Source organism: Cypionkella sp. (assembly GCF_028290025.1).
GTDB lineage: Bacteria > Pseudomonadota > Alphaproteobacteria > Rhodobacterales > Rhodobacteraceae > Cypionkella.
The window spans coordinates 1-15,721 of record NZ_JAQGKQ010000005.1 but is presented as its reverse complement, the minus strand read 5'-3'; the positions used below and the strand labels follow the sequence as shown (position 1 = coordinate 15,721).

The 15,721-nt window shown below is 56.1% G+C and carries 18 protein-coding genes and 1 pseudogene; 4 read left to right on the top strand and 15 right to left on the bottom strand.

Annotated features, from left to right (window positions below):
- Together JWS10_RS00740 and JWS10_RS00735 are read right to left on the bottom strand one after the other, a co-directional pair.
- Positions 1–256, bottom strand: a 256-nt coding sequence (locus JWS10_RS00740) for a hypothetical protein (RefSeq protein ID WP_299503834.1), incomplete at its 3' end; no start/stop codon positions are given.
- A 48-nt stretch (positions 257–304) separates the two neighbouring features.
- Positions 305–838 carry a two-component system response regulator gene (locus JWS10_RS00735; protein WP_299503833.1) on the bottom strand — a complete coding sequence of 178 codons (534 nt, stop codon included), beginning with the start codon at positions 836–838 and terminating at the stop codon, positions 305–307.
- Between the two features lie 439 nt (positions 839–1,277).
- Here JWS10_RS00735 and JWS10_RS00730 point away from each other — a divergent pair, with 439 nt between their 5' ends.
- Positions 1,278–1,529 carry a GlsB/YeaQ/YmgE family stress response membrane protein gene (locus JWS10_RS00730; protein WP_299503830.1) on the top strand — a complete coding sequence of 84 codons (252 nt, stop codon included), beginning with the start codon at positions 1,278–1,280 and terminating at the stop codon, positions 1,527–1,529.
- A 172-nt stretch (positions 1,530–1,701) separates the two neighbouring features.
- Entirely contained in the window at positions 1,702–2,625 is a 924-nt protein-coding gene (locus tag JWS10_RS00725) for a transketolase (protein ID WP_299503827.1), read from the top strand.
- Between the two features lie 468 nt (positions 2,626–3,093).
- Here the strand turns inward: JWS10_RS00725 and JWS10_RS00720 are convergent, their stop codons facing one another.
- From JWS10_RS00720 to JWS10_RS00675, 10 genes and pseudogenes are all read right to left on the bottom strand, one after another.
- Positions 3,094–3,687 (bottom strand): VPLPA-CTERM sorting domain-containing protein, encoded by a 594-nt coding sequence (locus JWS10_RS00720; protein ID WP_299503825.1) that lies wholly within the window; start codon positions 3,685–3,687, stop codon positions 3,094–3,096.
- 791 nt (positions 3,688–4,478) lie between these two features.
- Complete coding sequence (locus tag JWS10_RS00715) at positions 4,479–4,763, bottom strand: helix-turn-helix domain-containing protein (RefSeq protein ID WP_299503822.1); 285 nt, start codon at positions 4,761–4,763, stop codon at positions 4,479–4,481.
- Between the two features lies 1 nt (position 4,764).
- Positions 4,765–4,893: a hypothetical protein gene (locus tag JWS10_RS00710; RefSeq protein WP_299503820.1), complete on the bottom strand. Its 129-nt coding sequence runs from the start codon at positions 4,891–4,893 to the stop codon at positions 4,765–4,767.
- A 7-nt stretch (positions 4,894–4,900) separates the two neighbouring features.
- A complete protein-coding gene (locus JWS10_RS00705) occupies positions 4,901–5,116 on the bottom strand; it encodes a hypothetical protein (RefSeq protein ID WP_299503818.1) in 216 nt (71 codons plus the stop codon).
- Between the two features lie 161 nt (positions 5,117–5,277).
- Positions 5,278–5,469, bottom strand: coding sequence for a hypothetical protein (locus JWS10_RS00700; protein WP_299503816.1), 192 nt, complete (start codon positions 5,467–5,469; stop codon positions 5,278–5,280).
- 256 nt (positions 5,470–5,725) lie between these two features.
- The gene (locus tag JWS10_RS00695) at positions 5,726–5,917 is read right to left on the bottom strand and encodes a hypothetical protein (protein WP_299503814.1); all 192 of its coding nucleotides are present in this window, start codon (positions 5,915–5,917) and stop codon (positions 5,726–5,728) included.
- 1,293 nt (positions 5,918–7,210) lie between these two features.
- A complete protein-coding gene (locus tag JWS10_RS00690) occupies positions 7,211–7,441 on the bottom strand; it encodes a hypothetical protein (protein WP_299503812.1) in 231 nt (76 codons plus the stop codon).
- 592 nt (positions 7,442–8,033) lie between these two features.
- Positions 8,034–9,200 carry an SDR family NAD(P)-dependent oxidoreductase gene (locus JWS10_RS00685; RefSeq protein WP_299503836.1) on the bottom strand — a complete coding sequence of 389 codons (1,167 nt, stop codon included), beginning with the start codon at positions 9,198–9,200 and terminating at the stop codon, positions 8,034–8,036.
- A 138-nt stretch (positions 9,201–9,338) separates the two neighbouring features.
- Positions 9,339–9,479, bottom strand: a pseudogene (locus tag JWS10_RS00680) (class II aldolase/adducin family protein); the annotation flags it as partial.
- A 59-nt stretch (positions 9,480–9,538) separates the two neighbouring features.
- Complete coding sequence (locus JWS10_RS00675; protein WP_299503809.1) at positions 9,539–10,150, bottom strand: ABATE domain-containing protein; 612 nt, start codon at positions 10,148–10,150, stop codon at positions 9,539–9,541.
- Between the two features lie 84 nt (positions 10,151–10,234).
- On the opposite strand from JWS10_RS00675, the gene JWS10_RS00670 reads away from it, so the two are divergent.
- Entirely contained in the window at positions 10,235–11,179 is a 945-nt protein-coding gene (locus JWS10_RS00670) for an EamA family transporter (protein ID WP_299503806.1), read from the top strand.
- A gap of 607 nt (positions 11,180–11,786) precedes the next feature.
- Here JWS10_RS00670 and JWS10_RS00665 read toward each other — a convergent pair.
- From JWS10_RS00665 to JWS10_RS00655, 3 genes are all read right to left on the bottom strand, one after another.
- Positions 11,787–12,626 (bottom strand): glycosyltransferase family 2 protein, encoded by an 840-nt coding sequence (locus tag JWS10_RS00665; protein WP_299503804.1) that lies wholly within the window; start codon positions 12,624–12,626, stop codon positions 11,787–11,789.
- A 304-nt stretch (positions 12,627–12,930) separates the two neighbouring features.
- The gene (locus tag JWS10_RS00660; protein ID WP_299503802.1) at positions 12,931–13,104 is read right to left on the bottom strand and encodes a hypothetical protein; all 174 of its coding nucleotides are present in this window, start codon (positions 13,102–13,104) and stop codon (positions 12,931–12,933) included.
- Between the two features lie 132 nt (positions 13,105–13,236).
- A complete protein-coding gene (locus JWS10_RS00655; RefSeq protein WP_299503800.1) occupies positions 13,237–13,980 on the bottom strand; it encodes a DUF72 domain-containing protein in 744 nt (247 codons plus the stop codon).
- Between the two features lie 1,526 nt (positions 13,981–15,506).
- Between JWS10_RS00655 and JWS10_RS00650 the strand changes: the two genes are divergently transcribed.
- Positions 15,507–15,721 (top strand): polymer-forming cytoskeletal protein (locus tag JWS10_RS00650; RefSeq protein ID WP_299503797.1); only part of this gene is annotated, 215 nt, incomplete at its 3' end.

Below are 15,721 nucleotides of genomic sequence, written 5' to 3'. Positions count from 1 at the left end.
GATCAAGCGGCGCGCCGCAATCATATTCAGAGTTTTTCTCGTCAAGCAGGTGCTGAACTTCAGCTTCGATCTCATTCGAGCAAAGCGGGGCAGCGCTGTTGGAAACCACAACGAATACGCCGTTGCCAGCATATGAGATCAGGCCGCATTTTGTTCGCAGCACTTCGTGAACTGCGTCGGCAACCTCGCGCAACGCATAGATAAATTCCTCCGTAGTGGCGCGGACGTAGACTTGCTGGATTTTGTCTACCTTCACTGCAATCACCTGCGACGCGGCAAGGCCCGCACGGGAAATCTGCTTGAGTTAGTTTTTAAGCGAGCCGAAATCGACCAAAGCCTGCAGGCCGTCGATACGGATTGTCTCGGACAGACCAAAACCATGCATTTGATCAGTCGCGCTGCCGGATGGCGCCCGCAACGCCTTCGCCAATTTGGCTTCCCGCCTCGCTATGATCAGCTTGTGTGCAACCCGCAGCCGGGCGCCGAGCTCATCAATGTCAAAGGGTTTGGTGGCATAATCTGTAGTACCTGCTTTGAAGGCGCTGTCTATGTATTCCCCTTCGGACATTGCTGTCAGCATGATAATGGGTGTCGTGCGATAGGCCTCAAGCCGTCGCACACGTTCGCACAGCTCTACGCCATCCATGCCTGGCATATTGATGTCCAGCAAAAGGCAATCGAAGGAGTCGTCACTGTTTGCCAGCGCGTCAAGTGCGCGTTGGCCCGACGATGCTGTAGTGACATCAGGAAACCCTGATATGGCCACAAGCAAGGGCATCAACTCAAGAATGCACGGGTCCGGGGCCGTGGTACAGCTTCGAAGCCACCGAAAACTCAACCCTCGAATGGGTCGACTGGTTCAACACCGCCGCCTGCTCGAAGTTGGAAGATCCCGCTCGCCGAAGAAGCAGACTTCTAAGCCACTCTAAATTTCAAGTCATCCCCGCTTAATTAAGGTCAGTCAGTCTGCGGCAAACCCGGTGCGGTTTAGGGGGCATTCGATTAGTCTGTGTAACCCCACTGAGATGCGCAGATTGCTAACGCCTCCGTCATGCGCGGTTGCGATCCATACTTAGATAGAATGATAGCTGCAGGCCGCGCTGAAAACCGGACCGGTTCGGAACGATGCAAGTGTGCGGTTTGACCTGCCCGCATACGAGCGTCCTAGCTTTGCAATCGCCACCCGGGCAAAAAAAGCTTGACTGGCAAGCGAATTATACCAAATTCTGCTTCGCACGACATGCCGCTTCGGGAAATGTCGGCTTTGGAGAGCTGCAATGGGTATAATCTGGACAATCATAATCGGTTTTGTTGCCGGCGTCATAGCCAAGTTTATTATGCCGGGTGACAATGAGCCTTCCGGATTTATTCTGACTACTATCCTCGGCATCATCGGTGCGTTCGTCGCCAACTTTCTTGGCCAAGCGATGGGATGGTATGGCCCGATGGACAGCGCTGGTCTTATTGGTGCAGTCGTTGGTGCCATCATCGTTCTGGCCGTATACGGGTTTGTGCGCCGCCCCACGTAAAGGCGATCATACGGCTACATCGATGCGCTGCGGTGCACCGGCTAGGGCCTGTGCTTCGGCTCAGTCACCGGACTTTGGCTCGCCTCGGCCGTGCAATCCGCAATTACAAAAGTGCGCTCCAAGCTTAGCCTCGGCACAGACCGCTTGATTTCCTCACCTTAAGGCAAACAAAATGAAAAAATCTTCACTGGCGATCGCGGCGCTCTTTGCTTTCGTGACGGCCCCCATCCTTGAAGCGCAGGTCGTGTTACCTCACGTGACATCAAACCTTTCGTTCTCGCCGGACGCGGGCGCGCAGATTTTTAAGATAGATTCAAAAAATGGCAAGGCGAGTGACAAGAAGAAACCGAAGAAGCACGCCAAGCCTAAAGCCCATGCCGCCAAGGAAAAGCCGAAGGGTGGTAAGGCAAAAGCCAAACGCACACATGAGCAGCGCGCAAGCGAGTCCTCTAAGATATTGGGCTTAAAAGCACCGCAGGGCCGCGACATGATTGTGCGCCTGGGTGCTGCACCTCTTGCCCTGCTGGGACCGAATGTGGTTTTCGCCGACTTGCCTGACGACCGTTTTGTGACTTATCGCAACTGTCCCCCTGGCCTTGCAAAGAAGGATCCGCCTTGTGTCCCGCCTGGCCTAGCCAAGAAAGGCGTGACTTACGATGAGTGGGTAACCTACGACGATGCTCGGCTTGATGAAATCTATCGCGACGAAAGGCTGGGTTATCTCGATGATGTGGGGGAATATGACGATGACGATCTGCTGCTAAACTCAGACCAGATCGCGGCGCTCTACGGGTTGCGTCCTGCGCAAGCAGGGAGGCGATACGCGTTGATTGACGGTCAGCCGGTTTTGCTGGCGGAGGACGACAACCGCTCACTTCAAACGCTGCACAGACTTGCCAGATCGCAGAACCTGCCGGACGGCACGTTCGTCGCCCCCACCGCAGCGCTGACTCAAGACGAATTGCGCCAGGCCTATAAGTTGCCAGAATTGCAACCTGGCTATAACTATGCGGTCGTCAACGGTGAGTTGGTAACACTTGCCGACAGCGCATATGAAACACTTCAGCTGATCCGCATCGCGCGTTCTGTCTTTTGACTGCTGATTTACCCTCAGCCACCGATAGTGCTGCAGCGCCACTAGAATCCGTGATCACAGGGGGAGTCCGCATCTTTGCGCCAAAGAGCCTGTCGAGGCGAAGCATCGCTGATCACCCCGCCTTGCGCTACGACGAATTATTCTGGGACTTAGGTTGATCGATAAGCACTTAGAGCTCCAAGAAGTCAGAGTTGAAGAGCGGCCCATGGATGGGAGGCTCCGCCCAGACGGATGCTCATCATTCCGGGAAGGGGCGGACACCAAGCGGGTTAAGAGAAAAAACGGGGCTGGCTCGCGCGGTGCCATTGACCCGCAACATACTCTTTGGAAATTCTGGCGCGCGTCCGCACCTGCGTGGCGCTTCTGGGCAGAGAAGACGGCGACCCAAACGGAGCGTCTACTATCATCACGACGCTCCATCCAAGTTTATACCGTCGTCGCATCACCTCGCAGCGGCCCTAACGATGCTCAGGCACGCACGCTGCGACGGCGCCCAAATAAGCTGAGCCCAATCACTCCAGCAAGAAGCAAAGCACCAGCGGCAGGTAGGGGAACTGGGGCAACTGGAGATGCGTTGATGTCGTCGACGCGCACATTGCCAGTGCCGATATTGGTGTAGCTTACCGAAAAGACGTCATCAAACAGCCCAGCGAAATCTATGGTATAGCCTGTGTTGTGATCATAGGGCCGATCGGAGTAGGTTGCAGTGTTAAGTACCGTGCCCATGCTATCGTAGCCAGTGACGACCAGAGATGCTGTTCCCCCCAGTAATTTAAACCACAGCGAGGTCAAATCGAATGCCCCGCCATCAACAGCCGACATAACTACGAAATCTGCTGCGCTACTTCCACGCTGTGGATTTAAGGCAAAACACTCTAGCGCGGCGCAGTTACCATTCACAATCCGTGCCACGTCAAAGCTGAAGCCATCTGTGACCAGCGGTGCCGACACGCCGTTTGGCGACCCGTCGAAATCCACCGTCGCTGCTTGGATGCACCCGGCGCCTAATAGGGCAAACGCCGATGCCGCGATCAGGCGCTTTATATTCTGTTTTGCAGTCATCTTTATTCCTCCTTAAAACCCCCTGAAATGATATTGATCCTCGCCACCGATCTGTCAATTTTTCTCAATTCGGTTGTGCGGCTTCTAGCCCACCTGCGGGCAACTAAGGCAAATTACGTACGACTATGCAACTGGGGCGCGCGCCTAAGTCAGAAACCCAACTAAAAATTGCTGTCCTCATCTGGGGGCATCACCATTTTAGATCGTCTCGAATCAGTTCTTGTGCGCGATCAGACGCGATGTATCGCTGTTTCCTATTGGCCTAACCCATCCCTCGTTCCACAGTGGTGAGAACTAAGGTATGGAACATCGACCGATGCTTGGTGAGCCGCACTGATCAGGTCGTCTGACGCGTTTACCGTCGGGTGAGAATAGCTTCAGCGTATATGATTGGCGCGCCATAGTTGGCGCGTTTGGATCGGCCCGATCTAGCGAAACACTAGGAAAGGTTTTGTAGGTTTTTGTCAGTAGTGGTTCATGCGGTTGAAGCGTCAAAAGTTTCTCTCTGCGGCAAGTCTCTCCGAAGCTATGGACTGCTGTATTTTACTCCACAGCCGTAAGTCGCTGTTCGAAGTGTGTATTTTTGGGGCTCGATTTTGTTGCTTGTCAGGCTCGTTTGGGTCGCGGAGGGTTCTGGTATCGAGATTTGTGCTGCGGCACGTCGGTCTGTCTCTGGACGTCGACTAAGATCAAGATGTCACCGCGTCATGAGAAGAAAAGCCCCGCACCGGTCGAGGCTTTTGATGATGGCAACCTTCAAGCTTTCAGGTTTACCGCCGCGCTGAAAATATTCAGGCCCGTAAGGCGCGGGCAACTGCCTCGGGTTCGGCAGCGATAACTTTCAGCAAGATCAGAGCCGCGCGATCTGGGCGGCGGCGATCCTGCTCCCAGTCGCGCACCGTGCCAGCAGAAAGGCCATAACGCTGCGCAAAGGCCTGTTGCGAAAGCTTTTGTTTCTTTCTGATGGCCGCAACATCAATCGTTTCGGGAATGTATACCGCTCCAGGTTCTGCCTCACCGCTGGCAATGCGCAACGCTTCATGGGCGCTTTCGATCGGTTCTTTCCCAAAGCTCATATCAGCCTCCCAGTGTTTTTTTGCGCGGATAGACATCGGCCAGTTTCGGCAGGATCTTCGCCAGTTCGTTGCGTTCCGCCATAGACAAGTTCGGCTTCTCGGACTTTCCATAGATAGCGAGTAAAAACACCGGAATGTCATCGCCCCCGAACAGTGAATAGTCCGATAGCCACCGCTTTTGCCCGCTCCATCCTTGGCGTGTCGCAGTTTGCGCGCGCCTCCTGTGCCGACCATGACATTCCGGCCTCGGGGTTTGCAGCGATCAGCGAGATAATTGAGTCCATTTCAGATTCAGTGACGCCAGCCCGCTTGGTTTGCATCAGGAACAAAGGTGTCGAGATGATTGAGTGCATTAGGCGATCATACGGCAATGCCGTATGACTAACAACCGAAAACCGGTATCACCAAAGAAAAACCGAGCCAGAAGTGGAATTGATCCTCACCACGAGGCGTAAACGCAGGTGCTGTCAGACGAATGCGAACCAGTCTCCGTTTGCCCTATCCCGGCTTTGAGTCAGGCAGCAAGAAGGCCGCGCCACTCGGTGAGAGCGGCGGCGCGGGTCAGCTTAGCGACGACACCGGGGCGGAATGACAGGCAGGCAATGCCTTGGCCCAACGTGCGGTGACTCTGGGCGGGGCCGTCTCTCTTATGGAGCATGTAGCGCAGGCGTGATTGCGTTGTCAAAGTAGCGGGAACGGCAAGCATCTTACGTTTCCAAAATTTCGAAGACTGGAGAGTAGTCGGGCGCGAATCACCTCATGTTTGGGGGGCGGCGATGGCAGCTAGAAGCCATAATTCCGTTGGGAACGGAGGTCGAAGTGGCGGGTTTGCGGGTGGTTGCTGAAGTATTCGATGCAAGGATCAAATCATGAAATTCTCGCATATCCTGATGTCGAACCCTGCGCCTAAGCCCCTGCTGTTCGGCAAGAATTGACAAATCGCTTTCCAAATTTTAACCGAGTTAGATGGAGGTCTTGAGTCTTTCTTCGTCTGCAATTGCCCTATCCAGAATTTCTATCTGCCGTTGATAAAATGCAAACTCAGGTTCGACCGCACCGATCCATTGAAAGCTTGCTGCGGCTTTGCGTCGTGCCTCGAGCATTTGAACTCGGATGGCCAGCAAAATTTCGGTCGAATCAACTGTGCCTGCCATCTCATGTCCTCGGATTGAAACTGATAATGTGGCGCGCCCAGCCAATACGTCAAGCACTGCTGCAAGGCCTAGTTGTTGAACGAGGGGCGACTAGGGGAAAAAACATTTCACGGCAGGTTTTTATCTTCAGCGCGAAATTCGGGCTTTCCTAACCCTATGCGGGCGGAACGGGTAACAGGGCGTGCCTAGAAACTTGCCCGAATTAGTTCGCCGCTCTCACCGCCACCCCAGCTCAGTTGCAGCCTGCCCAGCCTCTAAGAACTGGACGCGTTGAGCCACTAGGGCCTTGCGGATTGCTTCTACCGTTTCATGCCGACCGCCGACTGGGCCTTTCGGGGCTAAGTAACAGGACGACCACGCTAAAAACAGGGTTCAGCCCCTACGTGCACGAATTCTTGCCTGCAGTTTGCTATGTTCAGTATGGGGCGAGGTGATGACTTTGCTTATCGCGTTTTCGGTGCTGGGTTGCATGGTCTGGGCTTTATCTGGCGACACGGGCTTTTGTCGGCTAGCGGCTTTGCCTGCCCTTTTGGAAACCTTTCTCTTCACCCAAAGGCTTGCACCGGCAAATGCAAAGGTAATTGCACCGAAAATAATAAGATGAAGCCGTTTACTTCGCACAATCAACTCCAATCAAGAAAAGGCAGTCGGCTTATTTCCGGCAATAGTAAGCCAACGGAGCGGCATGGCTGAGCAGCTAGGTGTCTTGCTGCTTAAGTCAATAACAGCATAGTGATCGGGCACCAGATCATACCGCCTTGATTTTTTTCGGCCACTAGGCTCATGCATCCAGTCCTGTCGAATCTTGTACACGAGGTGCCTCATTCACACATGGCGAAGGTAGCACTGACCTTGGCCAATATCGGCCCGTGCTTATTGGAGGTCCACGCGGCCTCGTGATGGTCAGATCAAAAGTGTGAATATCCGCGTAATTTGCGTGAAAGGTCCCGGCTTTCAAAAGACATCCGACTTCATGCGAAGTAACACCCTCGCGCCGTGCGCCCATCGTCTCCGCCCGCGCCACAAGATCGCGGAACAACGTCTATAGCTCTAAGCCCTCACCGCATCGTCGAACTGAATATCCCATTCGTTCTCGCGTTGTACCAAGATAATTTTTCCTCCCGACGTTCCATCCTGCACCCACCCACCACCTTCGGTATTTGTCCCAGCAACTTTGAAGACGTAGCATTGGCCACTAAATGCACCGCACCGCGCAATAACACCTTCACTAGTTTGCGCAGGGGGCGGGATTCACGAGGTTAGACAGTGTCGCTAAGGTTAATAGTGTGCCGCTCACTTGGCTACCTTCAAGGCAACTCCCGGCCCCGCCGCAGTTTGCCCTGCGTCTAGGAACTGGACGCCTTGAGCTTCTAGGGTCAGCCGCACAAGTTGCACTGTCGAAGCTTTGCCGTCTCCTTTATCCAATCTACCGAGAGTGTTTCTGTGTAGCCCTGTCTGTTCTGCTATCTCTAAATTGTTCACGCTCAGCGCGGCTTTTGCCATTTTGAATTGTTCCGGCGTCATTTACTTTCTCCTGTCTCAGTCTTCGCAGCAACGCGGTTCGGGGCCTTTGCGCCGTCTCAAGGTGCCGTGAGCCATGCTTGCCACTCGGCGGGAGAGGTGAGTATGACAGGCATCGCCTTGGGATGACCGCTTCGACTTCGGCGTTCGGCCTGCGAGTCAAAAACCCATATAGGTCGTGAGTGATATCACAGTCTTTCACCTTGCGGGCGGAAGTCTAGCCAGGAACATGGATCCAAGCAAAAAACGCCGGTGAGTCATCGCGCAGGGCTCTAGCAGGGCAAAACGGCTGCTTTTCTGCACAACGATTGCTGAGAACCGGGAATCCCGCGCAAGTACGCTCAGGCTGGCGGATGGAGTGTTAGCCTGATTGGTGCGCAGTAACGCACGCGCGCGAGGTGAGGTCATAGGCCTATTGCTCGGGCTAGCCGCATCGGGCGGGCGCTCGGTTTCGGCAAGATTCCATTCCGTTCTCAATAAGAGCTTAACAATGAAAAGAAGAATTGCAGCAGGGCTTTGCGGCACTGCTGCTAAGCCTCGTCCTCAAGCTCCCCGAGTCGCAACGAACAGTTCATAACATTAGATAACTCTGTCGTTACCACCGTCGACCGGAATTTGCGCTCCGATAGTCCTTAAAAATGTTCCGTCCACAAGTGCTGTCACCGCCCGAGCGACATCTTGCGAAGTCACCTCGGCGCGCATGAGGTTGCGAGATCTGTGTTAGCCCATAACGACGCGCCGAAGTCTCCAGCGCTTCGGCCGTCCAAAGCTGAGTGTCGAACACCGCGTCGGGATGCACCGCGTTGACTGTGATGCCTTCGGCGGCCAACTCCAACGCTGCCACCCGCATCAATTGTGTTAATCCAGCTTTCGAAACCGAGTAGGCCGCAGCCCCTGCCCCCGGTGCGGCGACATTGCGCGAGCCAATGAATACCACGCTCGGGGCCATGCCGTGACGCAAGAACGGGATCGCCTGTTTCAGAAGTTTGCGGTGAGAAGTGAGGTTCACTGCCAATGTCTGATCCCAGACCTCATCCGACATCAATTCAACAACCGCCCCGGCGCGAAAAATACCGACGTTGGACACCAGAATATCAAGCCCGCCATAGCTGGCCACAACCCGAGCCAATGCGGCGGCTATTTCGGTCTCGGAGGTTAGTTCCGCCACGATGCCTTCGTAGCCGGAGCGGTTCATATGATCTATCACGCTGGCGTTGACGTCCAGACCGACGACCACTGCGCCATGGTCACGCAAAGCTTCGGCACAGGCCTTACCTATGCCAGCGGCGGCACCGCTGACCACTGCAATTTTGCCTGCAAGCGGCAGCGGTATGCCTTGCGATTTCAGCTTGGCTTGCTCCAGTTCCCAATATTCCAGATCGCGCAAATCGTTTTCGGACAGGCCCTGCCAGCCACCCAGCCGCGCGGCTGTGCGCAGCGCCCTCAGGGTTGCAACCGCAACATCCGCCGATACTTCGGCCCGCGCCAATGTCGGACCGTAACTGCGCACCGCACCATCCGCCAAGATCGCCCAATGCGGATGCAGCGCAAGCGGGATCAATCCGGGCACGGTGCTGCGCGCCACATAGGCTTGGTAGTCGGCGGCAAATCTAGCCAAGCCTACCTCTGGATCACGATCCAAAATGGCGGGGAATGGTTTGTTATGGATCACATGCTCCGGCGTCAGGGTGCCGTGGCGCGAAAAGTCGGCAACGGAAGCAATTTCGTCCAACGGCAGCGATCCGGCAGGCAGCGACAGCATAGCACGCCCCGCAAGACGGCTGACCGCGCCGCGCAGGCTCGCGATGGCAACCACATCAGTTACAGGCGCTGAAGCCGGGGGCAACGCCCCGACTTGTGTTGCCGGCCAATCCTCGGCCTGCGCACAGATTTCCACCATCCGGTCATAGCTTTCGCGCGCCGTTTGCCCCCAAGTAAACACGCCATGATGTTCTAGGATGATCGCACCAATCGCTGCAAATTTTGACGACAGGATCGCCGCCCGCATCTGCCGCGCCAAAGCTGGGTCCCTTTGGGCTGCCTGATCGGCGGGGGTTCTGCCGTTTGATCCTAAGTCTCCATTTTAGATAGAGAACACTCTTATTGTGCCCGGAACTTCCGGACGCGGGTGCGGGTCCCGCAACCTTTCTCTGAGCACCAGTGGCGGCGGCCGCCGCGGGAGGTGTCGAGGAATAGCCAACCGCAGTTTTGGCCCGGGCATTCGCGGATCGACCGCCGACCGGACTTGTCCTCTACAAGCAGTGCTGCGGCTGCGAGCGCTAGGCGGTCGGTGACGAGGTCCAGATCGACGGTCGCCTGCCACTGCCATTCCAGCCCTTCCGGGGAAATGCCAAGATGTCGTCGCTTCTCTGCCTGCCGCACAGCCCTGTTCAGGTGGCCCAGGTCTTCGGGAGTTATCGGAGCCTTCGAAGTCTCGGCTTGGCAAAGTCCGTAGAGCGCCTCGCGCAACACCTTGGCACGGTCGAGCGCGGTCATGCCTGCGGCCGGGTCGAGGTGCGCTAGGCGGGCCGCGCTTTCAGCGGCAGCTTGGCCGAACAATCCGACGCGTTCGGCCCAGAGCAGAAGGTCTGAATAGCAGGTCAGAAAATCTGGTCCCCATGTGTCGCGCCGGGCATCGACCGTGTTGATGAAGTCCAGCACTGTATGACCCCCGAGCAGCGCTATATCGGCGATGGTCTTTTTCGAAGCCATTCCTTTCCTCCTTATGGAACCACACCCGCGCCTGTCAGTTGTAACGCTATAAATTGATTATTACCGTTACTAAAGGACGTGGCAATGCTAAGGGTCGATCGCAACATGCTTAGCTTCCTCACGCTCTGTGCCATCTGGGGCACAACTTGGGTCGGAATCAAGGCGGGGGTTGATGCTGTGCCTCCGCTGGTCTTTGCCAGCACCCGATTCATGACCGCCGGCTTCCTGCTGCTGATGCTGGCGCGCTGGCGTGGGGAGAGGATCCGGATGGAGCGAGAGGACATTCCCCGCCTCGGTCTTGTCAGCCTGTTTATGATCTCGTTTTGCTACGGCCCGCTGTTCTGGGGCATGCAGTACATTAACTCCGGCACGGCTGCGGTGCTTGAGCTGGCGCTGACGCCGATAGCACTCCTATGCTTCGCGCTGCTGCTGGGTGAGGAAACCTGGAGCGGCAAGCGGCTCTTCGCAGTCTGCTTGGGCGCCGCGGGCCTGATGGTTCTCTTTGGGCCGGACGCCCTGCAGAAAACGTCCACCGATGCCGGGACGGGGGCTCTGTATTATTGGGGTGTTCTGGCCGTTGCGTCCTCCGCCTTCACCTATGGCCTCGGGGCTGTTCTGGCCCGTCCCCTGCTGCGGCACTACCCGTCCCTTTGCATGTCGGGCCTGACAACTCTGATCGGAGGAGGCTGCCTGTTTCTCTGTGCGCTTGCCACTGAAAATGGGGCGGTTACGGCGTTGTCGGGACACTGGGGTGCGGCCGCCTGGAGCGGATGGCTGTTTCTCGTCCTGTTCGGCTCGCTTCTGGGCTATACAATTTACATGCGGCTGCTTCGGGATATCGGGGCCTCGCGGTCGGGATCCTACGCCTTCGTCTCGCCCATCGTGGCGGTGCTTCTTGGCGTTCTGATCTTCGCCGAAACCGTGCGCCTGCTGGACTTCGTGGGCATGCTGATCATGCTGGGGGCGGCTTATCTGACGCTGCAAGAACCGGCCTCCGAACCTCCAGAGAGAACCCCCGACGGCAGGTGAGCGACGCCGGACCGAGTGAACTAGATACCGTCAGTTCACGCCAGCGGTTCAACTGGCATATTCAGCTCTATCTAGGATTAGCACGATGCCATGGACCACCGATCTAGCAATCCGAAAGTGACGCCCAACATCAGATGGTCAAGCCGAGAGCTGCTCGAAGCGAATCCTGTGCCGCCCCGCTCAGCATTTTCGCGCATACCGAAATTTAAGAAGCACCACGGCACTATGTCGCGCGACCAGACGCCGGTGTTGTGGCGGTGGCCGCAACCAGTGGCGCCAGCAAAACGGCAAAATGGGCGATCCTAGCTGCAATGTGCACGGCACACCGCGTTGCCGTAGCCTTACCGTCTTTGGGGCGCGTGGCGCTATTGTTTCGGCATCCCCACGAGCGCCTCTCCGTCGGCACATAGTGGTGCTAATGGTCGCTTATATGCACCACGTCGCCCGAGCCAAAGGCGTAAAGCTTCATTGCCAGAACGGCGGGGGTGAGTGACGGGATTGCAACCGTTGCAGCTTCAACTGTGCGCCACCGCGCGATATGCCAACTGCTTATATCGGTCGAAGAAAGCTCAACAATTATCATACGATGACAAGAGGTGGTAATGAGTTACTTGATCGTTCCGCTAGTAACTAGGTCAGCCAGAAGGTGATTTGGCATCGTACAGGGTGCATTAAATTTTTGGAAGTACTCCATATTTCTCACGGAGGTTTCGCTGTGTGACGAAGCGTTGCCGCGCGTCATCTTTACATCTCGAAAAAACTGCAAACTTTGAACCACATAATGATTGAGGTTGAAACGCTCGTTATCCGACACTGTTCGCTCGGAGCGCGCACCCGTTACAGCATGAATTTCAAGGGTTTGACGCGATCTCACCGCTGATGTGCGACAGATATATTTACGCTCGGTGTGGAAATAGAGGCTGGGTGCGCTGAGCGTGAAGCCTTGGCGGATGCTAGCGGGATGTTTGTCGACTCCGTCGTTGCCGAAGTTTCGCCAGTTGGCATAAATAACGTCGTAGGCGCCAAAGTCCGTTAGCTGCTTGACGATAGTTTCGCCGGAAGGGCAGAACCAAAATTCATCAAGATCGGCCACCAGTAACCATTGGCATCGCTGAGCAATCTTAAACTCCTTGAACGCCGCCCAATAATGCTTTTTTTGGTAATGCCGCTCGGTATATTGCACCAGTTCCACAATCCCCTTGTCGATCCAAACTTTGGCTTTGACGAGCGTGTCATCTGTGCAGCCATTGTCGATCAAAAAGATCTTTTCCGCACCCATAGACACGTAATGTTGCACCCATTCGTCGATGTTAAGTGCTTCATTTTTCATAATACCTAGAACACCGAGCGTGAACGCATGCTTACTTTCGGTCTCACGCTTGTTGCGCAACCACATAATCTGGGTGCGATTCCAAGTGCGAAGCTTGTCTAGCAGTTTGGTTGCCACACGCAGTATTCCTTTGCATTATTTTTGAGGTTCGCACCTTGGGCAAGTCACTGCAACAAATTTCGACAGCGTCGCATCATGGAAGTCCGTCCCTCGGCGGGTTGTATCCACGCGCAACTCTTCGCCCGGTTCGGTCGGATGCAGTGAAGAATTGGGCCCGCCGGTCTACGGTGCGGGCAAGATAAGCGGGCAATAGTGCGTCGGCTTGGGCGTCTGCTTGCGCGAGCCAGCTAATGACCCCATTCCCGCTCGCGCGTGTTTGGCATGACAGTATTACGCAAGCCCAAGCCTGCCATTGCGAGTATCAAAGGACCAGTAAGCCGCAATCAGATGGCTCACACCCTAATCGCTGAGGGTGCCGCACCACTTCGGCCATCCGCTTTCCTTGCAACGTCTGGTTGTCGGGTAAGGTAATCGCGGCCTTTTTCTCGAACGGCCGCTGCAACAGCTTTCCTGCGCTCGCCATGCTGCGGTCCATCAGGCCGCTCTCCGTCCTTGCGTCGACACGCCCATTCGCACCCGGCCCTTAGCGGACGCGTGACCTTTAGGCATTGGGCCGGTCTTTACCTTCTGATAGCCACAGCGTCGCTATGTCGAGCCGCCACCGAAACTAGACGATCAACCTCGCAGTCAATGCATTCGCGGTTGCTGCGCCGGAAGCGGTATTGTCGAAGATACACCAGCACTCATCCCCCTCGTGTATCTCAGACCGAAGCGGTTCGACGACCGACCGGATCGCTTGTTCGCTGTAGGGTGAGTGGTAAATCTTTGGCGAGCCGTGCAACCGGCAGTAGCGCAATCCCACCCACCCACCGGATCGCCGGGCCTGAGGAACGAGCGCGGGATCAGCTGCCACGCGGGCGATGCGGAAACCGGCAAACAAGGTGTCGACCTCGGGGATAAACCAAGACGCGTGGCGGAGCTCGAAGCAGACCGGTCCTGCCACGCGGTGGCGCAAATTGGTTAGGAACTGTTCTGCGGCTGGAGGATCGAAGGCAAAGCTTGGAGGCAACTGGAAAAGCAGCGAGCCCAGTCGGTCCTCAAGACCAGACACCTCCGCCAGAAAACTGTCCAGCAACGGTTCGCTTCCTTTTAGCCTGCGGGCGTGGGTAATCTCCTTCGGCACCTTCACGGAAAACTTAAAGCTATCCGGTACGCAAGCGGCCCAACGTTGATAGGTCGAGCGTTTGTGGGGCCGATGGAAGCAGGAGTTGATTTCGACTGCGTTAAAAACGGCAGAATACCTCTTCAAATGCGTCCCCGCTGCTGGAAAATCGCCCTTCACTGCTGTCGGGATGGTCCACCCGGCGGTGCCAATGCGCATTTTGTTTGCTGGGATGCTAATGCGATCCATTTTTCTTCTGTCCTTAGTCTAAGGCACAAACCCGACAGACCCGCTTGGTTCCTTCGGATCGGGTGGCAAACGGCGGCGGACAACGCGTTAATGTCGACCTGACAAACGTACCCAGCCTATAGTCGACGATCAGCGTGTTTGATGCTATCTGCGACCGACCAACTTGCCGTTCTCGTGCCAGGCGGCAAGAGCGGTAGCTTTCACCGCGCCGGGTCCGGTGAGCATGTTGCCGATACGCAATACCTCGGACCGCAACAAAATTCAGATCCGCCACGGTTGTCCGATGATTACAGATGGCAAGACGCAGGCTGTGCCGACCGTGTATCGTGGTATCCGACACCGCAGCGATGCCGGTTTCCTGCATTTTCACCTTGGTTTCGATGTTTAGCGCCCGTATCGCATCTTCGGCCCATCCGCCGCGATTGAAGCGGAAGCAGACGATATTCACCACGGTCGGTGCCATCAACTCGATATTAGTCTCCGCTGTAAACAACCCCTCCAAATTGCGCGATGTTCTGGTCGATCAAACGACCGAACTCCTCAACCCCGTGCTCCTTGAGCATCATCCAGACCTTGAGCGCGCGAAATTCGAAAGGTGTCCAGATTGTAATCGCTAAGCAGTTCGGCAGCCGCCGATCTGGCCGACCGGCCCTACGAGGTGGCGCGTGTCGGGTCGGATTGGTTGCTGCGCACCGGAAGGCGCTGGATTTGAACGCATTCGACCTCACCGTGCTGGCCGCCATTGCTTACCACCAGCCGATAAGCCGCGACTGATTGAGAGAGGTCTTCGGCGTGAGATCAGCAGGGATCTGCTCGGGTGCTGGCCGAACGCGACAGATCACCACAGGCCCCGCGCGCGCCGTAGCGGCGCCCTATACCTTTGTCACCCCTGGGACTTTCCTTGCTGCTTTCGGGATGGAGAGCTTGCGCAAATTGGCCGACCCCGAGCAACTCGCCGATGCGGGCCTGTCGGCGCCATGAGATGCTGCCCGCTCTAGGTCGTGGAATTTGAGGTCAGCATAAAGGCGCATTGCTTTCCGCAGCTGGGCCAATAGAACCACCTGGTCGTCTCAAGCCAAAATCTTCGCCCAGTCGTCCGAAAACGCGCGGCGCATATGATGTATAATGCGCTAGAAAGCGCACTTCGGCGTGCCGATAGGACCCGGGTTATTGCAAACGGGCATGGTAATTGGGCAAAAGAAGCAGGTCGTCGATCAATTGCGGAAGGCAGCGAGTGCCGGGCTGGTCGCGGCAAAAGGCGCAATTCCGCTACGGCACAAGCTGCGAGGAGCCAGCGCCGGAGTCTTCCACGGCAGAGCGTCAATCGTCGCGTACCCATTTGGCATCCCTCATTATGCGAAGCCTAAGCTGACGGAACGGTTCATGTTGTGCGGGCAGGAAAGGCAGAAATTTCCCATACTGCAAAGGTTGTTGTTGCGCATCGCGCGCGACCCATCGATCTTGCATAGGTTATCAATCAGAACGCCCCACTGCGCATAGCCCCCGGGGTAGAAAGGCCAACTCTTATGACATCCCCAACTGCGCACCCCGCCAAGTCTTCGGTTCTCGCTGCAAACCTCGAAATCACAGGCGACGTGAGATGCACCGGTCAGATCGTGATCGAGGCAAAAATCAAAGGAAATGTAGTAGCTGATGACGTCTCAATTGAGGTCACAGCGCAAGTTGAAGGCGATGTCGAGGCGCGCGCCCTCAAGATCGACGGCGTGGTTCTCGGCAAAGT